Origin of the sequence: Labrys wisconsinensis, assembly GCF_030814995.1 — a bacterium.
Taxonomy (GTDB): Bacteria; Pseudomonadota; Alphaproteobacteria; order Rhizobiales; family Labraceae; genus Labrys; species Labrys wisconsinensis.
The window spans coordinates 71,523-90,138 of sequence record NZ_JAUSVX010000020.1; the positions used below are offsets into that span (position 1 = coordinate 71,523).

Below are 18,616 nucleotides of genomic sequence, written 5' to 3' on the forward strand. Positions count from 1 at the left end.
GGCTGACCGGCCCTCGGCGCTACGCCTCGATCGGCCCTCCGGCTCTCTTCCAGGCGTCGATCCCGCCTTCGATATGGGCGGCGGCCGTCAGGCCGGCATCCTGTGCCGCCTGCACCGCCATGGCCGAGCGCTCGCCGAAGGCGCAGTAGAAGACGATCCGCCTGCCCTCGGCGCCGGCGAACGTCCGCAACGCGCCGCCGGCGGCAATATTGGCCTGGAGCTCCGCATAGGGCGCATGCAGCGAGCCCGGGATGACGCCGTGCCGCTCGCGCTCTCCCGTCTCGCGCAGGTCGACGAGCGTCACGTCGCCGCGCCCGCCGAGGGTCAGCGATTCGGCCGCGGACACGGCCCAGCCCCTGCGGGCGACCTCGTCCTGATGCAGGCCGACCTGCATGTTGGCCGGCACGGCGACGTCCATCATCTTCGGGTTGGGCAGGTTGAGATTGTTCATCAGGTCGACATAGTCGTCGATCGACCGCACCCGCAGCCGCGGGTTGAAATGCCGTTCCTCGCCGATGGTGGAGACGGTATCGCCCTTGTAGTCGTGGGCGGGATAGACCAGCGTCTCGTCCGGCAGGCGCAGCAGCTTGTTGAAGATCGAATCATATTGCGCGCGGGGATCTCCGTTCTGGAAATCGGTGCGGCCGGTGCCGCGGATCAGCAGCGTGTCGCCGGTGAAGACACGGCCGTCCATCACGAAGGAATAGGAATCGTCGGTGTGTCCCGGCGTGTAGAGCACGTCGAGCTTCAGCCCCTCGATGGCGATCCGGTCGCCTTCCGCAACGCGCATCGCGACGACGTCCGCCTTGGTCTGCTCGCCCATGACGGTGATGCAGCGCGTCTGGTCGCGCAGGGCGCCGAGGCCGGTGACGTGGTCGGCGTGCAGATGGGTGTCGATCGCCTTGACCAGCTTGAGGTCGAGCTCGCGCACGAGCTGCATGTAGCGATCGACCTTCTCGAGGACGGGGTCGATGATCAGCGCCTCGCCGCCCGGCCGGCTGGCGAGAAGATAGGTGTAGGTGCCGGAAACGCCGTCGAACAATTGTCGAAAGATCATCATCCTCTCCTGCGTCCGTGGATTCGGCCCGGACCGGCTTTGCGGGAGCCGGATCCGGGGCGGCATCGTCCTGGGCCGGAAGGTCAGGTCAGCACGGGCTGCGGCACGATGCGGATATAGGGCTTGGGCTCCTTCCAGCCCTGCGGATAGAGCTGCTTCGCTTCGTCGTTGGAGACCGAGCCGGCGATGATCACCTCGTCGCCGGGGCGCCAGTTGGCGGGCGTGGCAAGGCGATGCTTCGCGGTGAGCTGCAGGGAGTCGACGACACGCAGCACCTCGTCGAAGTTGCGGCCGGTGGTCATCGGATAGGATATCACCAGCTTGATCTTCTTGTCCGGCCCGATGACATAGACGTCCCGCACGGTCTGGTTGTCGGCGGCGGTGCGGCCTTCGCTGCTCTCGCCGGCCGTGGCCGGCAGCATGTCGTAGGCCTTGGCCACCGCCAGCGTCGGGTCGCCGATCATGGGAAAGTTCGGCGCGACGCCCTGGGTCTCGGCGATGTCCCTGGCCCATCCGGCATGCCTTTCGACCGGATCGACGGACAGGCCGACGACCTTGATGCCGCGCTTGTCGAACTCGGGCTTCAGGCGCGCCACGTAGCCCAGCTCGGTGGTGCAGACGGGGGTGTAGTCCTTGGGGTGCGAGAACAGGATGCCCCAGTCCTTGCCCAGCCATTCGTGGAACGACATCGTTCCTTCCGTGGTCTCGGCCGTGAAGTCGGGCGCCGTGTCGTTGATTCGCAGTGGCATGATCGCTCCCTTTCGTGTTTGATGCGGCAACGAGGGCACCTTAGGGACGTGCTGTTCCGCCAGCGTTCCCCGACGAGCCGGTCTTCGTGGCGAGCCACTTGCGTCGTTCGGATTCCAGGGGTCTGCCTTGAAGGTCTCCGTGCAGTTGCTGGGACGTTTCTCCGTCCGGATCGATGATCGTGAGATCTCCGCCGCGGCCTGGAAGCGGGATCGCGCCGCCGCCATCGTCAAGTTCCTGGCCGTCGCGCCCCAGCACAGGGTCCATCGCGAGCAGGCGATGGAGGCGTTCTGGCCGGATCTGGACGTCGAGCTCGCCGGCGCCAATCTTCGCAAGGCCATCCATTTCGCGCGCCGCGCGGTGGGGGCGCATGATCTGCTCGAGCTTGACAAGCAGATCGTCGCCATTTCTCCGGATGTCGCCTTCGAGACCGACGTCGAGCGGTTCGAGGCGGCGGCGAAGGTCGCGCTCAAGAGTCGCGATCCGGCCGATTGCGAGAAGGCCGCTGGTCTCTACGGCGGCGTTCTGTTGCCGGACGACCGGTTTCTGGACTGGCTGGACACGCCGCGAAACCAGCTGCAGCGGCTCTACGGCGACGTGCTGCGGGCGGGGCGGCTCTGGCGGCTTCTGATCGCCCTCGACCCCACGGACGAGGAAGCCCAATGCGCCCTGATGCAGGCGGCGCTGGATGCGGGCAATCGCTCGGAAGCCATCAGGCAATTCTATCAGCTGCGCGAGCGGCTGCATGTCGAGCTGGGCGTCGGTCCCAGCAAGCCGGCCATCGAGCTCTACGAGCGTGCGCTCGCCCTGTCCGGCGTCGAGCCTGTGACGCCGGTCGAGCGGATCCGCGCCGCCCTGGCCTGGTCCCTGGTGCATCTGCAGAGCGGAGATTTCGACAAGGCGGCCGAGCTGGCCCGGCAGACCCGGTCCCAGGCCCTCGACGCGGGCCTGGGGCGCGAAGTCGGCGAGGCCGGCGCCGTGCTCGGGCTGACCGCCCATGTGCAGGGGCGCTGGCGCGACCTGTTCCGGCGGGAATTCACGGAATGGGTGGAAAGCCGGAGCAGCTTCGTCTCGGCCGTCTTCGACGGGCATCTGTGCCTTGCCGAGTTCTGCCTGTGCGACGCGAAGGGGCATGGCGCCATCGCCGAAGCCGCACGGGAATTGCTGGCCGTCGCCGAGGAGGCGGGGTCCGCGGCTGGCAAGGGATTGGCCTGCCTGATCCTCGGCGAGATCGCCCGATGCGCGGATGATCTCACCGAGGCGGAAAAGCTGCTCACCGAAGCGGAGCGCCTGCATGTCGAGGCGAATGCGGTGTCGGGCCGCGTTCTCGTCCTGGAGCGGCTGGCGGAGATCGCCCTGGCGCGGGGGCAGAAATGGCGTGCCGGCCGGCTCATTCAGCGGGCTCTCGCCGATGCGACCCAGTCCTGGCTTTCGAGCCACCTGCTGCTGAGGCTGCAGGCCCTGGCCGTCCGGGCGGCGGCGACCGAGGAGGAGGTCGCCGACGCCATCCTGGCCGGCGACCGGCTCCTGACGCCCGGCGCCTGCCAGCCCTGCTCGATGGCGCTGCGCACGGCATCCGCGATCGCGCTGGCGGAGGCCGGAGACCTGGAGCAGGTCGACCGGCGCCTCAACGAGGCGGAGCGGATCGCCGGCATGTGGCAGGGCGGCCCGTGGGCCGCTGCCCTCTGGGAAGCACGCGGGGTTCAGCGGCAGGCCCAGGCGAACCGCATGCGGGCCCTGGCGGCCCTCACCGAGGCGGCGGCCCGCTACGAGGATCTGGGCCGGCCGGCCGACCATGCGCGCTGCCTGAAGCGCATGGCCGAACTGTGACACCGCGCCGGGCGTCGGCGCGGCTGCGGCGACCGGCCGACGGGCCTGAAGACCAGCCGACGTTCGAAGAGAAATTCCCATGATCGTCAGTCAGCTTGCGCTGGTCTACGGCACCTATCTCGTCGCGGCGGCCAGCCCGGGGCCGAGCAACATGGCGATCATGGGCACGGCGATGCGCGATGGCCGCGTGCCTGCTCTCGTGCTGGCGGCCGGCGTCATGACCGGCTCGCTGTTCTGGGCCCTGCTGGCGGCAACGGGCATATCTGCCTTGCTGGCCGCCTATGCGCAGGCGCTGGTCGCCATCAAGATCGTCGGCGGCGTCTATCTGCTCTATCTGGCGTTCCGCGCGGGCAGGTCCGCCATGAGGCCGACCGCCGACCTTGCGGATATCGGCGCCGGACGCGCGAGGCCTCGCTATCCCTCGCTCTATCGGCAGGGCCTTCTCATGCATATCGGCAATCCGAAGGCGGTGCTGGCCTGGATGGCGATCATGTCGCTCGGGCTTCGGCAGGATGCCGCCGCCGGCACGCTGCCGGCGATCATCGGGGGATGCGCGGTCCTGGGCATCGCCGTGTTCGGCGGCTATGCCATGCTGTTCTCGACCGGGCCGATGATCGTCCTGTATGGGCGGATCCGGCGCTGGGTCGAGGGCGGGCTTTGCGCGCTGTTCGCGGTCGCCGGCTTCAACCTGATCGCTTCCCAGAGGTGACATGGCGGGGGGCGGGGCCCATCGGGAGGCCATGACCCGCCGTTGCCCAGTTCCCGGCAAAGCCTTCTTCGAGCCTCGGAGCGGCGGCTCCGTGGCGGCGATCGACCGCCGTGCCTTTGCTGCCGGCGCCGCCATGGACACGGACGTTCAACCGTCCGCCATCAGCGCGGCGAGGACCTGGCGCAGCTGCGTCTTACCCGATCTCGTGTCTCCCACGCCCGCTTCGACATCGATGCGTCCCGCGTTGTGGGCGTCGAACATCGTGGCAACCAGCTCGGCATAGCCGGTGCTGAGCCCGCCGCCGACAAGCGCCGGAACCCATGCCGGGCGAGGGAGCTCCTGAGCCGTGATCCGGCGGCCGGCGAGCTCCCCCAGGATGCCCGCCACGTCCTCGGTGCTGTAGCGCTCCGGTCCTTCCACGTGGACGATGCGGAGCGGCATCTGCTCTTCGGACAGCAGGAACTCGGCTGCCACCAGGCCGACATCGGCGGCGGATACGGTCGGAAACCGCTTGGTCACGGGGTGGTGCAGGCTGGGCAGCACGCCGCTCTGGACGGCCCGCTTCACCAGCCGGCCCCAGTTCTGCATGTGCTCCGCCGACCGCAGGACCGTCAGGGGAATACCGAGCTTCGCGAGCTCGTCTTCCAGATGGCGAAAGGTCAGCGTGATGCCGGTGCCGGAAGCGAGGTGGGCACCATAGTCGGAAATCGCCAGCACCGATTGCGGGCGCGCCGCATCGAGCGCCCCGACGATGGCCGCGATGGCGGCCCGCATCTCGGTCGACGCATCCTCGGCGCGGCCGCTCGCCGGACAGATGACCTGAACCGCCGTTGCCCCCTGCATCGCCCGGCGGAGGGCCGCGCCGTCGCCGATATCCGCAACCGCAATCTCGCAGTCGACGGCCTGGAGATCCCGGGCGGCTTCGCTGTTCCGAACAATGGCCCTGACGGGCGCGCCCGATCGGCGCAGCTCGCCGATCGTGCTTCGTCCGATCTTTCCGGTCGCCCCGAGAATTGCCAGCATCGTCCTCGTCCTCACCACGTGTCGGGGGTATTGGACACGGCCTTGGCACCGGCCGTCGCACGGAAACGGCCGGCAAAGAGCAGGAACGGACGGAAAATGACGTGGCGGGCCGGATCGCCGCGGCTATGACCCGGCCCTGGACAGGCCGCCCGGCGTCACCCCGAGGAACCGCCGCATCATCTGGGCCATATGGCTCTGATGCGCGAACCCCGCCGCCAGCGCGACCTGGCTGAGGGGCAAGTCTCCCGACACGATCAGGGCTTTCGCGCGCTCGACCCTTCGGCGGATCACATATTGATGCACCGGCATGCCGAACGAGCGCCGGAACAGGACCTTGAGATGCGAGACGCCGATGCCGGCCACCGCGGCCAGCTGCGCCAGGGACAGGTCCTGGTCCAGGTGCTCCTCCATGAACTCGATCAGCCGGCGCTTCTGACCCGGCGACAGCCTCTGCCCGGCGGGAAGCTTCGCCGGCTGCAGCTGGCTGCCGATCACTTGAACCGCCAGCGCCTTGGCCAGACTTTCCGCCACGAGCCGGTCCGCCCGGACATCCGGGTCGAGCTGCGTCTCGAGGGCGAGAGCGATGTGCTCGATGCGGGCGTCCCGATGCTGAAACCTGGGCGCCAGCGCCATGCGGGCCGGATCGATGTCCAGCTCCTCCGCGGTTCTGCGCAGGAGCGCCGGATCGAGCCACAAGCGAAGGATGGAGCAGTCGCCATCGTCTTCCCACTCGCCGTCCAGTCCCGCCGGAACGATATCGATGTCGCCGTGCGATTGGACGCGGATATGCCGCTGGCCGTCGCATCGGCACGATGCATTGACCGGCTTGCCGATGTGGAGGCCGAGCCGGTGATAGGGCGATGCCGGCACATGGGTGATGCCGGCGGCGACGGCCCGCCGTTCCACCTTGACGCCGATGCTGTCCAGCCAGTCGTCGAGCATGCCGATATCCTCGTGCGACGGATCGCGATCAGGCAATGACGTGGTGATGCCATCGCTGCATTGCCAACCCGTCGGGACGCGAAGGCCGGGACGTTCAAGGCCTGCGCGATTGAGGTATAGACAGTCGGGGTCATCAAGGGGGTAGAAATGCGCCGCTTCTTCGTCATCGCTGGCTTGCTCGGCTCAGCCGTTCTCTCCGGCGGTGCCTTCGCTGAGGACGAAGGCATTCCCAGGGCCGCGCAAGGTATCTGGGCCGAGGCCGGCAAGTGCCACGGCCGGACCGTGAGCTTCACGGCCGACGCGCTCCAGTACAAGGGCGAAGAACCTCAGGCGGCATATTTCGCGCCGAGGGAGAGCCCCAGCGGCAACGGCGCCATCCACTACAAGGAGGATGGCAACGTCGACAATTTCGAGTATGCCGCGGGCAAGGACCAGATGATCTACAATCCGGAGGGTTTCGGCATGGGCAAGCCGGTGCTCTACAAGCGCTGCCGCTGAGGCCCGACGTCGGCGGCGGCTGCGACGGCCGCCGCCTATGCGGCCCTTCCGGCTATCCGCTGCATCACTTCGTCGTATAGCCGCCGTTCACGAGGATGGTCTGGCCGGTCATCCACCAGCCGTCCGAGACGAGGAAGCGGATATAGGGCACGATGTCCTGGATGTCGGTCAGGCCTGTCCTGGAGAATTTGGACAGGGCAGCGGCCGTCTTGTGATAGGCCTGCGCCTCGGGCGTTTCCTGGCCGTAGAAGAAGGGCGTGTCCATCGGGCCGGGGCCGATCGCATTCACCGAGATGCCACGTTCCCCGAACTCCTTGGCGGCGGCGCGGGTGAAATGCTCGACCGGGGCCTTGGTGCCGGCATAGCTCGAATAGAAGGGCGTGAAGGCGCCAAGCAGCGAGGTCACCAGCGTCAGGATCTTGCCGTCGTCGTTGACGTGGCGGCCCGCCTCCTTGAGGAAGAAGAAGGCCGCCTTGGCGTTCGCCGCGCTCATTTCGTCATACTCGGCCTCGGAAATCTCGACCAGCGGCTTCTTGAGCACCTTGCCGACGGTGTTGATGGCAATGTCGGGACGACCGACGGCGGCGACCGCGTCGGCGAAGAGCGTCTCGACCGCGCCGGCGGTGGTGAGATCGGCCTGGAAGGCGACGGCTTGCGCGCCCGCGGCCTTGACGGCGGCGACGGTCGCGCCGGCGTCCGCCTGGCTCGCGGCGCTGTTGTAGTGGATGGCGATCGCCTTGGCGCCGTGGGCGGCGAGGTCGCGCGCGATCAGGCCGCCGAGGTTCTTGGCGCCGCCGGCGATGATGACGGTCTTGCCCTTGATGGAATGGTCGGTCACGGCAGAGCCTCCTGGGGACGGCGCGGCAGCATCGCGCTGCCGTTCATGAGGCGAGATGTACCGTCTGGAATTCTCCGATAAAGAATGACAATCTGACATCATATGTCAGAGATGACGAACAATGCGCGGAGGGGCCCTTGGACCGTATCGACCTCTTCCGCATCTTCACCCGCGTCGTCGAAGCGGCGAGCTTCACCCGCGCCGCGGACACGCTGGGCTTGCCGCGCTCTTCGGTCTCGGCGGCGGTGATCGAGCTGGAAGGCCGGGTCGGCGCGCGCCTCCTGCACCGCACGACGCGCAAGGTCTCTCCGACCCAGGACGGCGTCGCCTTCTACGAGCGCTGCCGGAGGGTGGTCGCCGACGTTGAGGAAACGGAGGGCCTGTTCCGGCAGAGCGGTGCAAAGCCTTCGGGCAAGCTGCGGATCGACGTGCCCGGCCGGATCGGCCGGCTCATCGTCGCGCCAGCCCTGCCGGCCTTCCTCGACGAGTTTCCGGGAATCGACATCGACCTCGGGGTGACGGACAGGGCCGTCGATCTGATCGAGGACAGCGTCGATTGCGTGCTGCGGGTCGGTTCCCTGAACGATTCGAGGCTGATCGCTCGGCCGATCGGCAAATTGCCGCTCATCAACGTCGCCAGCCCCGACTATCTCCTGCGGCACGGCACACCTCGAACGCCGGACGACCTGAGCGAGCACTGGGCCGTGAACTACGCCTCGCCGTCGACGGGACGGGTCGAGCCCTGGGAATGGACGGACGGCGACACGTCGCGCGGCCGGCCGATGCGCGGGCGCGTCACCGTCAACAGCGCAGAAGCCTATATCGCCTGCTGCCTCGCGGGGCTGGGCCTCATCCAGATTCCGGCCTACGACGTGCGCGTCCATCTCCTGGCCGGCGAACTCGTCGAGGTCATGCCGGATCATCGTGCCGAACCGCTGCCGATGACGCTCCTGTACCCGCACCGCCAGCATCTCTCCCGCCGGGTCCAGGTGTTCGCGGCCTGGCTGGAGGGCCTGTTGACGAAGGCCGTCGCGGGGTAGAACTGCAGGCCTCGGCCTTCCAGGCCTCCGACAAGGGTGGTCGGGACCATCGCCCCCGCCCTCATCGCCGCGGATACGCCGCCCGGCAGACCGACATCACGGTCTCGCGCAGCCAGCGATGCGCCGGGTCGGCGTCCATGCGAGGATGCCACATCGCCGATATCTTGAACTGCGGAGTGGGAAGCGGAAGCTCGAAGCTCTCGAGACCCGCCGTGGCGGGGTGGTCGCTCGCCATGGCGCACGAGCGCGGCACGACCGCGACCAGATCCGACCGGCGCGCGATCCGCATGGCATCGGGGTAGCCGGGCACGACGACCATGACGGCCCGTCTCAGGCCGAGCTTCTCCAGAGCGCCATCGATCGGCTCGACGACGTCGCCTTCCCGTGACGCGACGATATGGTTGCAGGCGGCATATCGTTCGGGCGTGACGCCGGCCAGAAGCGGATGTCCAACCCGGGCCACGCCGACACGTCTGTCATGGAACAGGAGTTGGGTGCGGATCTCGGGCGCGGAGGTTCCGAGCAGGCCGATCTCCAGATCGATGAGACCTTCCCGGAGCGGGCCCGCGTCCTTGTCGGGCTTGGGCGCGAAACGCAGGCGGACGCGCGGCGCGGACCTGACCACGGCGGCGACGACGGAGCCGGAGAGGAATTCCAGGAAGGCTTCGCTGACGCGGATGGTGAAGGTCTGCTCGAGCGCGGCCACGTCCACCCGGGCGATCTGCGGCCGGAGAACCGCCCGCACATCGCGGGCAAGCTCGTGGACGCGATCGCGCAGCTCGGCGGCGCGCGGCGTCGGCACGAGCCCGCGCCCCGCCCGCACCAGCAGCGGGTCGCCCGTCGCCGATCGAAGCCGTGTCAGCGTCCGGCTCATGGCCGACGAGCTCAGGCCGAGGCGGCGGGCCGCTCCCGTCACGCTGCCCTCGGCGAGCACCACATCCAGCGCCGCGAGAAGGTTCAGATCCACATCCGCCTTGCTCATGAGGTAGGCCTGTTCCGTCTGCTCTGCGCGACATGGCGCCTGACGCAACCATACTTTGATTTCGACGCGTCTGGCGCCTGGCTTCCGGTTGCCCAAATGTCCGGTCACCCAGCCAACGAAAGAGATCGACAGATGTCTGCAAGCGCTTCGAAGTCTCCCGCCGGTACGATCCTTCTCATCGGCGCGTCTCGCGGTCTCGGCCACGCAATGGCTGCCGAATTTTTGAAGAAGGGGTGGAACGTCGTCGGCACGGTCCGAGGCGGCGCAAGCCGGACCAGGCTGCACGATCTCGCGGACGCGTTCGCAGGCCGTGTCGAGATCGAGATCGTGGACATCTGCGAGCCGGATCAGGTCGCGGCCTTGCGCGAGCGTCTGTCGGGCCGGGTGTTCGACATGCTGTTCGTCAATGCCGGCGTGACGAACGACCCGACCGAGACGATCGCCGATGTGACGACCGACGAGTTCATCAGGGTCATGGTCACGAACGCGCTGAGCCCGATGCGTGTTATCGAGAGCCTGGAGCACCACGTCCCCGCGACGGGGCTGATCGGCGTGATGTCGTCCGGGCAGGGCAGCGTCGCCAACAACGAGACCGGCCAGCGCGAGGTCTACCGTGGCAGCAAGGCGGCCCTGAACATGTTCATGCGCAGCTTCGCCGCCCGTCACGCCGGGACGTCGCGGGCCATGGTGCTGATGGCCCCCGGCTGGGTCCGCACCGAGATGGGGGGACCGGACGCCCGGCTGAGCATCGAGGAGAGCGTCCCGAGCCTGGTGAATGTGCTGCTTTCCAGGCAGGGCACCCCAGGCTTGCAGTATGTCGACTATCTCGGCCGCACCGTTCCCTGGTGACATGGAGACTGCGATGAAGCTGATCGGCATCGAAGAGCATTTCCTCACGGCCGAGGTTCGCCAGGCCTGGGCCGCGATCGGCCTGGAAGCGTCGGACCCGAGCGTTGCCGTTCATTCCGGCACGATCGAGAAGCGGCTGATCGACCTCGCCGAGGACCGCCTCGCCCTCATGGACGAAAGCGGCCTGGATGTTCAGGTCCTGTCCCTCACCACGCCTGCGCTTCACGATCTGGGGCCGCAGGCCGTCGATGTGGCACGGCGCGTCAATGATGCCGTGGCGCAGGCCGTCGCCAGGCACCCGGACCGCTTCCAGGCCCTGGCGACGCTGCCGGTGGCGATGCCCGATGAAGCCGCGCTGGAGCTCGAGCGGTGCGTCCGGACGCTCGGCTTCAAGGGGACGATGCTGTGCGGCAGGGTCGGCACCCGCAACCTCGACCATCCCGACCTCCAGCCGATTTTCCGCTGCGCGGATTCATTGAAGGCGCCGATCCTGCTTCATCCCCGCACTCCCGAGGCGGCGGTGAGAACGGCGTATTATTCGGGGCTCAGCCCGCAGGTCGATGCCGCCTTCTCCACCTACGGGCTCGGCTGGCACTATGACGCGGGCGTGCAGTTTCTGCGTCTGGTCCTGGCCGGGACCTTCGACCGCATGCCGGGCCTTCAGCTCATTCTGGGCCATTGGGGCGAGCTGGTGCTGTTCTATGCCGAGCGCCTGGCCGCCATGGATGGCGTTGCCGGCCTGGCCGAGCCCATCGCGACCTATCTGCGCAGGAATCTCTACGTCACGGCGAGCGGCATGTTCCTTCCGCACTTCCTGGACCGCGCCGTGGCGATCGTCGGCGCCGATCGCCTGCTCTTCTCCACCGACTTTCCCTATCAATATCGGCCAGGCCGCGACGCACGCCGCTTCCTGGAGGCATGCGGCCTCGACGAGGCGGCAAAGGCGGGCTTTGCGCATGGCAACTGGCTGCGCCTGATCCGCGACTGCCCTGCGGAGGGGGGATAAGGCGATGCGCGAGGCCATCGAAGATCACGAAGATACTGAGGCCGTGCGGGAATTTGAGCGAAAGCTTGCCGCCGGAGAGGAGGAGCTTATCCCGGCCGAGGTGGTCGACCGCCTTCTCGATGGCGAGAACAAGGTCCGCGTATGGCGCCAGCATCGCGGCCACACCGCGAGCGATCTTGCCGAGTTGGCGGGTATCAGCGCGGCCTGTCTCTCTCAGATCGAGAGCGGCACCCGGGAGGGGAGTGTTGGCACGCTCAAGAAGATCGCGGCGGCGCTTGGCATCACGGTCGACGACCTCGCCTAGCCGCGCGGCTCGATGAGGGGGAGCCACGATGTCTGACGTGAATGCTGACACCCACCTGATCGGCCCCGAACTCGCCGTCCTGCGCGGGCTGCAACTCCGGGCACGAATTAGCGCAGGAAAGTCATTTCGGCGAAAACCCCCTATAAATCAAAGGGAAGTGGCGGAGAGGGAGGGATTCGAACCCCCGATAGAGTTGCCCCTATGCCGCATTTCGAGTGCGGTGCATTCAACCACTCTGCCACCTCTCCGCAGCAGGTCGCCGGGTTCATAGAGGCATGCGCGGCGGCGCGCAAGGCCGATGTCGTGGGAATTTTTCCGAGCGCCCACGGGCGAGTGGCCGGGCGGGCAGGGGGGATCGCCTCGGCAGGGCGGTTGCCCTGTTCCCCTCGGCTGATCGAACGCGAGAAGCGGCGCGATGCAGCGTGCCGCGACGCGGGGCGCGCGAGGCCCATGTCCCGTCGCTGCTCGCCGAGGACGGCCGATGTCGTGGCGCCGGGAGGAGCCGGACGAGGCCCGCGCCCGATGCTCCAGTGGGGCTCACCGCTCCGCAGGGTGACGTTCGGCGGCATATGTGCGTTCGCCATTTGCATAGAAGAAAACTATTTTCTTTCCTGAAAAATACGTCTAGCCTGCCGGCAAGCTCGGCGAGACCGGGCAGGGTCGGGGATGGACGCGCGATGGTGGCTTTGAGGGGCCTGGCCTGGGACCACAGGCGATGCTGGGGACCGCTCGAAGCCAGCATCGAGCCCTATCGCGCCGCCCACCCCGGCATCGCCATCGCCTGGGACCGGCAGAGCCTGCACGATTTCGGCGAAGGCAATCTCGAAGCGGCGTTGCGCGCCTACGACCTGGTGATCTTCGACCATCCCTATATCGGCGACATCGCCCGCGACGGGCTGATGGTTCCCTTCGACACGCTGCTGGGCGAGGCGGGGCTCGCGCGCTTCGCCGCCGACAGCGCCGGCGCCTCCTGGCGCTCCTACCGGGCCGAGGGCCGGCACTGGGCGCTGCCGATCGACGCGGCCTGCCAGGTCGCAGCCTACCGGCCGGACCTGCTGGCGCCCTATGGCGCGCCGCCGCGGAGCCCCGCCGAGCTCCTGGCCCTGGCGCGGCGCCTGCGCGCCGACGGGCGCTGGATCGGCCTGCCGCTGAAGCCCACCGACGCCATGTGCCTGGTGCTGACGCTCGCCGCCGCCGACGGCCTCGCCGACGGCGCCTTCCCCGGCCGCGAGGCCGTGATGGACGCCGTCGCGGCGCTGCGCGAGCTCGCCGCGCTGGCCCATCCCCTGTCGCCGGGCTGGAACCCGATCGCCTGCTACGAGCACATGGTCGCCCATGACGACGTGGTCTACGCGCCCTACGCCTTCGGCTATGTGACCTATGCCGCGCGGTCGGAAGGGCCGCGCCTCGCCTTCGCCGACATCCCGGCCTCGCCGCCGCGCGGGGCGATCCTCGGCGGCGCCGGCATCGGCGTCAGCGCCGTCTCGTCCCATCCGCGCGAGGCGATGGCCTATGCGCTCTACCTCTGCTCGCCCGACTACCAGAAGGGCGACTATGTCAGGGCCGGCGGCCAGCCCGGCTCGCTCGGCGCCTGGACCGACGCCGGGGCGGACGCCCTGACGCAGGGCTTCTTCCGCGACACGCTGGCGACGCTCCGGGGCGCCTGGCTCCGGCCGACCCATCCCGGCTTCATCGGTTTCTTCCGCGAGGCGACGCACCAGGCTGCGGCGGCCATCGCCGGCCGGATCGGCGCAGAGGCCTTCGCCGACTGGATCGAGGAGCGCTACCGCGCCAGCCGGCCCGAGCCGATCCTGCAGGGGAGCGCGCCATGACCGTCTCGCGCCCCGCGAGGCCGGCCGCGCCGCCGCGCGAGGAGGAGGCCGGCCGTCCCGAATACAAGGCGCCGGCAGCGGAGAAGGCGCTCGACATCCTGGAATTCATGGCCGGCCGCCCCGACGGCGTGACCCAGACCGAGATCTCGCTCGGCCTGGGGCGATCGATCCACGAGATCTACCGCATCATCCAGCTCCTGGAGAAGCGCGGCTATCTCGTGCGCACGGCCAGCGACCGCTACCGCCTCTCCCTGAAGCTGTTCGAGCTGGCGCACATGCACCCGCCGGTCAACCGGCTGATCGACGCGGCGCTGCCGGTCATGCGCACCCTCGTGCTCGACACCGACCAGAGCTGCCATCTCGCCGTGCTGAACGGCCGGCGCGTGCTGATCGTGCTGCAGATCGAATCGCCGCTGCCGATGCGCTATTCCGTGGCGCTCGGCTCGCAATTCCCGATCCTGGAGACCAGCTCCGGCGCCGTGCTGCTCGGCGCCATGCCGGAGCCCGAGCGCGCGGCGGCGCTGGCCGAGATCCTGGCCGCCGGCGAGGCGGAGGAAACGCCGCCGGCGATCGCGGCGCGCCTCGAGGCGATCGCCGGGCACGGCTTCGAGATGCGCCCCTCCCTGGCGGTGGAGGGCTGCACCAACATCTCCTTGCCGGTGCGCGACCATCGCGGCGAGACCATCGCCGCCCTGACGGTGCCCTATCTGCCGCAGAAGCATGCCCGTTTCGACCGGGCCAGCGTGCTCGCCTCGACGCGGGCCGCGGCGCTCGACATCTCGCGCGCGCTCGGCGCCTCCGAGGCGACCCTCGCCGGCATCGGCGAGGCGCCCGGCGGCCCGGCGTGAGGCCGACAAGATCCCCGAAGAGGGATGCACCTGGGAGGACGACCATGCCTGTCACCAAGTTCCTGAGCACCGCCGCCGCGCTGGCCGGGTTGCTGCTGCTGCCGGGCCAGGCGCCCGCGGCCGACGCGATGCCCAAGCGCATCGGCTACGTCACCAACTACGCCACGCATGAATGGTACCAGAACGTCATCAAGGGCATGAAGGCGCACGGCAAGGATCTCGGCATCGACGTCGAGGTGCAGGACGCCAATCTCGACATCGCCAAGCAGGTCGCCGCGGCGGAAGACTTCATCGCCAAGGGCGTCGACGTGCTGATCATCACGCCGGTGAACGAGGAAGGCGTGGTGCCGCTGCTGCGCAAGGCCAAGGCGGCCGGCATCCCGGTGGTGCTGGAGGGCAACCCGGTCAAGGGCATGACCACCATGGTGGCGATCTGCGACTACGACACCGGCTATGCCGCCGGGGTCGCCGCCGGCGCCTACGCCAAGGACAAGCTCGGCGGCAAGGCGCGGGTGATGAATGTCGGCCTGAAGCTGCTGACCGCGACTCAGCTGCGCTCCATGGGCTTCATGGACGGGATGCACACCGTGCTGCCGGACGCCGTCATGGTCCACGACCTCGACGGCGGCGGCAATCCGGACCGGGCGCTGGAGGTCTCCTCCGCCGCGCTCGCCCAGAACGGCGACATCAACATCATCTACGGCATCAACGATTCCTCCTCGCTCGGCGGGCTGCAGGCCTGGAAGGCGGCGGGCAAATCGCAGGACGGGCTGCTCGTGGTCGGCACCGGCGGCGAGGGCCTCGCCTTCATCAACGCCATCGAGAAGGAGCCGTCCTATCGCATCGAGGCGGCGATGTTCCCGGAGAAGGAGGGCTACACCACCATCGACGCGGCGGTGAAGCTGTTCAACAAGCAGGAGGTGCCCCCGCACATCGTCAGCCCGACCGCGGCGGTGATCGGCGAGGACTGGAAGACGTTCTACGATTACGACGGCAGCACGCGGACGATCAAATGGGACGCGGTCAACGCGCTGGTGCCGCCGGCCAAATGCATGAAGACCGCGGCCGACCTGAAGAAGTAGGGGCGGAGATGGCCTCCCCAGCCGTCAGGACCCGGCGCCGAACGGCCACGAGAGCGGCTGTCCTGCGTGGCGTCCGATATCGTCGGGAATGGCTTGGACGACGGTTAGCCACGAACGCGGCGCGGGAGGCCCCACCCTCAACCGTCATGGGCGGACTTGATCCGCCCATCCCTAGCGAAATCGAATTCGATTTCGCGGGGAACGCGACGGCGGCTGTGTCGGGCAGCCTCTCGGCGGGTGCTCCTCCAACGCCTGCGGTGGTCGCGTGGATGGCCGGATCAAGTCCGGCCATGACGCGCCTTTCTCTGCGACCATTTCACACCTGGGCCGACGCCGTCCGTCGAGTGACGCCATGACCACCAGCGACATCGCCAAGCCCGCACCGCCACGCCGATGGGCCGCCGCCGTGAACGGTGCGGGCCAGCCGGCGCTGCTCGCCATCCTGGCGGTGCTGTGCGTGGCGGTGTCGCTGGCGGCGCCGCAGTTCCATTCCGCTGCCAACGTCATCGCCATCCTGCGCCAATGCGCCCTGGTGCTGATCGTCGCCTCGGGCATGACGCTGCTGGTGATCTCCGCCGAGGTCGATCTCTCCGTCGGCGCCTCGCTCGCCTTCGTCGGCTGCGTCGCCATGGCTGTCCTGAACGCCACCCACAGCCTGGCGCTCGGCACGCTGGCGGCGCTCGCCTTCGCCGGCGGGGTCGGGCTGGTCAACGGGCTGATCGTCACCCGGCTTCGGGTCAACTCGCTGATCGCCACCATCGGCACGATGATGATGCTGCAGGGCGGCGTCTATCTCTTCACCCGCGAGGCGGTGCAGAACCATCACCAGCTCGCCGCCTTCACCGCGCTCGGCGCCGGCTATGTCGGGCCGCTGCCGATCCCGGTGCTGATCGCCGCGGCGGTCTTCGCCGTGGCGGCGGTGGCCCTGCGCTTCACCCTGCTCGGGCGCTACCTCACCTATGTCGGCGCCAATGCCAGGGCGGTGCGGCTGTCGGGCGTGCGGGCGGAGCGGCTGAAGCTCTTCGCCTTCGTCGTCACCGGCCTGCTCGTCGGGGTCGCCGGCCTGATCCTGTGCTCGCTGATGAACGCGGGCCAGCCGACCGCCGGACGCGGCTTCGAGCTCACGGTGATCGCCGCGGTGATCCTCGGCGGCACCAGCCTTGCCGGCGGGCGCGGCTCGCTGTTCGGCACGCTCCTCGGCGTGCTGGTGCTGAAGGTGATCGACAACGGCATCATCATCCTGGGCTGGAACCAGGACCTGCAGATGGTGGTGCCGGGGGTGGTGATCATCCTGGTGACCTGGCTCGACATCCTCAGGACGAAGAGCCATGGCCGCTGACACCCTGCAGGCCGTCGCGCCCGCCCTGGAGATGCGCGGCATCGGCAAGCGCTTCCCCGGCGTGCTGGCGCTGGAGAACGTCGACCTGACGCTCGAGCCCGGCAAGGTCCATGCCCTGATGGGCGAGAACGGCGCCGGCAAGTCGACGCTGATCAAGATCATGGCCGGGGTCTACGGCAAGGACGCCGGCTCGATCCGCATCGACGGGCGCGAGGCCGAGATCCGCACCCCGCGCGACAGCCTCAGCCAGGGCATCAAGGTGGTGTTCCAGGAGATCGCGCTGATCGCCGAGTTCACCGTGGCCGAGAACATCTTCCTGGAGGGCTATCCGACAAATCGGGCCGGCTCGATCGACTGGAAGGCGCTGCGGGCCGAGGCCGCCGCCCTGTTCCGCCGCATCGGCTTCAATGTCGACCCCGCCGCGCGCACCGGCTCCCTGCCGGTCAGCCAGCAGCAGATGGTGGAGATCGCCCGCGCCCTCGCCCACGAGGCGCGGGTGGTGGTGATGGACGAGCCGACCTCCTCGCTCACCCCGCACGAGGTGTCGCTGCTGTTCGCGGTGATCCGCCGCCTGACCGGCCTCGGCATCGCCGTGGTCTATGTCAGCCACAAGCTCGACGAGGTGTTCGAGATCGCCGACACCGTCACGGTGCTGCGCGACGGCCGGCACATCTCGACCCGGCCGATCGGCGAGCACACCCACGACACGCTGATCCAGGACATGATCGGCCGGCGCATCGATACGCTGTTCCCGCGCGCCCGCGGCCCGGCCGGCAGCAGGGCGGCGCTCTCGGTCGAGGGGCTCTCGACGGCGGCCAAGCTCCGGAACGTCTCCTTCGAGGCGCGGGCCGGCGAGGTGCTCGGCTTCTTCGGGCTGATGGGGGCGGGGCGCACCGAGCTCGCCAAGGCGATCGTCGGCTACGACCCGATCGTCGCCGGCACGATCCGGGTGGACGGCGTGCCGCTGCGACCGCACGACACCAGCACCGGCGTCGGGCTCGGCATCGGCCTGCTCACCGAGGACCGCAAGAGCGAGGGCCTGATGGGCGAGCTCGCCGTCTCCCGCAACATGAGCCTCGCCGCCCTGCCGCGCTTCGCCCGCGCCGGCTTCGTCGACGAGGGCGCCGAGCGCGGCGCCGTGCAGGCCTTCGTCGACCGCTTCCGCGTCAAGACGCCGAGTCTCCGCCAGCCGATCAAGAGCCTGTCCGGCGGCAACCAGCAGAAGGTGCTGCTCGCCCGCTGGCTGATGCGCGGGCTCAAGGTGATCGTGGTCGACGAGCCGACCCGCGGCATCGACGTCGGCGCCAAGGCCGAGATCTTCGCGCTCATCGACCGGCTGGCCGGGGAGGGGCTGGCGGTGGTGATGATGACCTCGGAAATGCCGGAGCTGCTCGGGCTGTCGGACCGCATCGCGGTGATGGCCGGGGGGCGGATTACCGCCACTTTCGCGCGGGACGAGGCGACCCAGGAGAGGATCCTCAATGCCGCGATTGGTTGAGATGGGTGCACGGACCGAATGCGGCCGGCGCGACGCTAGCCATTCCCCTCCCCCTTGTGGGGAGGGGCCAGGGGTGGGGGTCCATCAGGACAACGCGTGCCCTATGACATCGACCCCCACCCTATATCCCTCCCCACAAGGGGGAGGGAAGACGGAGGCGTCGAGCCCCGTTCTCCTCCGTTGCGTCTCGCC

The 18,616-nt window shown here is 68.7% G+C and carries 18 protein-coding genes and 1 tRNA gene; 12 read left to right on the forward strand and 7 right to left on the reverse strand.

The annotated features are described in order from the left end of the window. Positions 1-19 precede the first annotated feature (19 nt). Positions 20-1,057: an MBL fold metallo-hydrolase gene (locus QO011_RS35530; protein WP_307283146.1), complete on the reverse strand. Its 1,038-nt coding sequence runs from the start codon at positions 1,055-1,057 to the stop codon at positions 20-22. Between the two features lie 83 nt (positions 1,058-1,140). Beyond that, positions 1,141-1,806, reverse strand: a complete 666-nt coding sequence (locus QO011_RS35535; protein WP_307283149.1) for a peroxiredoxin — start codon at positions 1,804-1,806, stop codon at positions 1,141-1,143. Between the two features lie 127 nt (positions 1,807-1,933). Between QO011_RS35535 and QO011_RS35540 the strand changes: the two genes are divergently transcribed. Both QO011_RS35540 and QO011_RS35545 read left to right on the forward strand, forming a co-directional pair. Further along, the gene (locus tag QO011_RS35540; RefSeq protein ID WP_307283150.1) at positions 1,934-3,634 is read left to right on the forward strand and encodes an AfsR/SARP family transcriptional regulator; all 1,701 of its coding nucleotides are present in this window, start codon (positions 1,934-1,936) and stop codon (positions 3,632-3,634) included. A 79-nt stretch (positions 3,635-3,713) separates the two neighbouring features. Beyond that, positions 3,714-4,343, forward strand: coding sequence for a LysE family translocator (locus QO011_RS35545; protein WP_307283153.1), 630 nt, complete (start codon positions 3,714-3,716; stop codon positions 4,341-4,343). A gap of 147 nt (positions 4,344-4,490) precedes the next feature. Here QO011_RS35545 and QO011_RS35550 read toward each other — a convergent pair whose 3' ends face one another. Further along, positions 4,491-5,366, reverse strand: a complete 876-nt coding sequence (locus QO011_RS35550; protein WP_307283156.1) for an NmrA family NAD(P)-binding protein — start codon at positions 5,364-5,366, stop codon at positions 4,491-4,493. A 123-nt stretch (positions 5,367-5,489) separates the two neighbouring features. Beyond that, complete coding sequence (locus QO011_RS35555) at positions 5,490-6,308, reverse strand: helix-turn-helix domain-containing protein (protein ID WP_307283158.1); 819 nt, start codon at positions 6,306-6,308, stop codon at positions 5,490-5,492. A 147-nt stretch (positions 6,309-6,455) separates the two neighbouring features. Between QO011_RS35555 and QO011_RS35560 the strand changes: the two genes are divergently transcribed. Beyond that, complete coding sequence (locus QO011_RS35560) at positions 6,456-6,806, forward strand: hypothetical protein (protein WP_307283162.1); 351 nt, start codon at positions 6,456-6,458, stop codon at positions 6,804-6,806. A gap of 64 nt (positions 6,807-6,870) precedes the next feature. Here QO011_RS35560 and QO011_RS35565 read toward each other — a convergent pair whose 3' ends face one another. Continuing rightward, positions 6,871-7,644, reverse strand: a complete 774-nt coding sequence (locus tag QO011_RS35565; RefSeq protein WP_307283164.1) for an SDR family oxidoreductase — start codon at positions 7,642-7,644, stop codon at positions 6,871-6,873. A 137-nt stretch (positions 7,645-7,781) separates the two neighbouring features. Here QO011_RS35565 and QO011_RS35570 point away from each other — a divergent pair, with 137 nt between their 5' ends. Then, positions 7,782-8,684: a LysR family transcriptional regulator gene (locus QO011_RS35570; protein WP_307283166.1), complete on the forward strand. Its 903-nt coding sequence runs from the start codon at positions 7,782-7,784 to the stop codon at positions 8,682-8,684. A gap of 61 nt (positions 8,685-8,745) precedes the next feature. Here QO011_RS35570 and QO011_RS35575 read toward each other — a convergent pair whose 3' ends face one another. Further along, the gene (locus QO011_RS35575; RefSeq protein WP_307283359.1) at positions 8,746-9,666 is read right to left on the reverse strand and encodes a LysR family transcriptional regulator; all 921 of its coding nucleotides are present in this window, start codon (positions 9,664-9,666) and stop codon (positions 8,746-8,748) included. A 132-nt stretch (positions 9,667-9,798) separates the two neighbouring features. On the opposite strand from QO011_RS35575, the gene QO011_RS35580 reads away from it, so the two are divergent. From QO011_RS35580 to QO011_RS35590, 3 genes are read left to right on the forward strand one after another with little or no spacing between them, the layout of a single operon-like run. Further along, positions 9,799-10,515: an SDR family NAD(P)-dependent oxidoreductase gene (locus tag QO011_RS35580; protein WP_307283169.1), complete on the forward strand. Its 717-nt coding sequence runs from the start codon at positions 9,799-9,801 to the stop codon at positions 10,513-10,515. Positions 10,516-10,528: 13 nt separating this feature from the next. Beyond that, complete coding sequence (locus QO011_RS35585; RefSeq protein ID WP_307283172.1) at positions 10,529-11,521, forward strand: amidohydrolase family protein; 993 nt, start codon at positions 10,529-10,531, stop codon at positions 11,519-11,521. Between the two features lie 4 nt (positions 11,522-11,525). Beyond that, entirely contained in the window at positions 11,526-11,825 is a 300-nt protein-coding gene (locus QO011_RS35590) for a helix-turn-helix domain-containing protein (protein ID WP_307283176.1), read from the forward strand. Between the two features lie 158 nt (positions 11,826-11,983). Here the strand turns inward: QO011_RS35590 and QO011_RS35595 are convergent. Continuing rightward, a tRNA-Ser gene (locus QO011_RS35595) sits at positions 11,984-12,073 on the reverse strand. Positions 12,074-12,502: 429 nt separating this feature from the next. Between QO011_RS35595 and QO011_RS35600 the strand changes: the two genes are divergently transcribed. The 5 genes from QO011_RS35600 (at position 12,503) to QO011_RS35620 (ending at position 18,424) form a co-directional block, all read left to right on the forward strand. Further along, a complete protein-coding gene (locus QO011_RS35600) occupies positions 12,503-13,657 on the forward strand; it encodes an extracellular solute-binding protein (protein WP_307283179.1) in 1,155 nt (384 codons plus the stop codon). Continuing rightward, positions 13,654-14,505 carry an IclR family transcriptional regulator gene (locus QO011_RS35605; protein WP_307283183.1) on the forward strand — a complete coding sequence of 284 codons (852 nt, stop codon included), beginning with the start codon at positions 13,654-13,656 and terminating at the stop codon, positions 14,503-14,505. The genes QO011_RS35600 and QO011_RS35605 overlap by 4 nt, the downstream gene beginning before the upstream one ends. Before the next feature lie 44 nt (positions 14,506-14,549). After that, the gene (locus tag QO011_RS35610) at positions 14,550-15,587 is read left to right on the forward strand and encodes a sugar ABC transporter substrate-binding protein (protein WP_307283186.1); all 1,038 of its coding nucleotides are present in this window, start codon (positions 14,550-14,552) and stop codon (positions 15,585-15,587) included. A gap of 352 nt (positions 15,588-15,939) precedes the next feature. Further along, on the forward strand, positions 15,940-16,926 hold the full coding sequence (locus QO011_RS35615) for an ABC transporter permease (protein WP_307283188.1): 987 nt from the start codon (positions 15,940-15,942) through the stop codon (positions 16,924-16,926). Next, the gene (locus tag QO011_RS35620) at positions 16,916-18,424 is read left to right on the forward strand and encodes a sugar ABC transporter ATP-binding protein (protein ID WP_307283191.1); all 1,509 of its coding nucleotides are present in this window, start codon (positions 16,916-16,918) and stop codon (positions 18,422-18,424) included. Before QO011_RS35615 ends, QO011_RS35620 begins: the two co-directional genes overlap by 11 nt. Positions 18,425-18,616: the final 192 nt, after the last annotated feature.

Excerpts from the sequence above, each read along its gene's own strand:
- QO011_RS35575 (WP_307283359.1), bottom strand. The coding sequence starts at position 9,666 with ATGAGCAAGGCGGATGTGGATCTGAACCTTCTCGCGGCGCTGGATGTG.
- QO011_RS35600 (WP_307283179.1), top strand. The coding sequence starts at position 12,503 with ATGGTGGCTTTGAGGGGCCTGGCCTGGGACCACAGGCGATGCTGGGGA.
- QO011_RS35560 (WP_307283162.1), top strand. The coding sequence starts at position 6,456 with ATGCGCCGCTTCTTCGTCATCGCTGGCTTGCTCGGCTCAGCCGTTCTC.
- QO011_RS35555 (WP_307283158.1), bottom strand. The coding sequence starts at position 6,308 with ATGCTCGACGACTGGCTGGACAGCATCGGCGTCAAGGTGGAACGGCGG.
- QO011_RS35580 (WP_307283169.1), top strand. The coding sequence starts at position 9,799 with ATGTCTGCAAGCGCTTCGAAGTCTCCCGCCGGTACGATCCTTCTCATC.
- QO011_RS35590 (WP_307283176.1), top strand. The coding sequence starts at position 11,526 with ATGCGCGAGGCCATCGAAGATCACGAAGATACTGAGGCCGTGCGGGAA.
- QO011_RS35550 (WP_307283156.1), bottom strand. The coding sequence starts at position 5,366 with ATGCTGGCAATTCTCGGGGCGACCGGAAAGATCGGACGAAGCACGATC.
- QO011_RS35535 (WP_307283149.1), bottom strand. The coding sequence starts at position 1,806 with ATGCCACTGCGAATCAACGACACGGCGCCCGACTTCACGGCCGAGACC.
- QO011_RS35610 (WP_307283186.1), top strand. The coding sequence starts at position 14,550 with ATGCCTGTCACCAAGTTCCTGAGCACCGCCGCCGCGCTGGCCGGGTTG.
- QO011_RS35585 (WP_307283172.1), top strand. The coding sequence starts at position 10,529 with ATGAAGCTGATCGGCATCGAAGAGCATTTCCTCACGGCCGAGGTTCGC.
- QO011_RS35530 (WP_307283146.1), bottom strand. The coding sequence starts at position 1,057 with ATGATCTTTCGACAATTGTTCGACGGCGTTTCCGGCACCTACACCTAT.
- QO011_RS35545 (WP_307283153.1), top strand. The coding sequence starts at position 3,714 with ATGATCGTCAGTCAGCTTGCGCTGGTCTACGGCACCTATCTCGTCGCG.
- QO011_RS35605 (WP_307283183.1), top strand. The coding sequence starts at position 13,654 with ATGACCGTCTCGCGCCCCGCGAGGCCGGCCGCGCCGCCGCGCGAGGAG.
- QO011_RS35620 (WP_307283191.1), top strand. The coding sequence starts at position 16,916 with ATGGCCGCTGACACCCTGCAGGCCGTCGCGCCCGCCCTGGAGATGCGC.
- QO011_RS35615 (WP_307283188.1), top strand. The coding sequence starts at position 15,940 with ATGACCACCAGCGACATCGCCAAGCCCGCACCGCCACGCCGATGGGCC.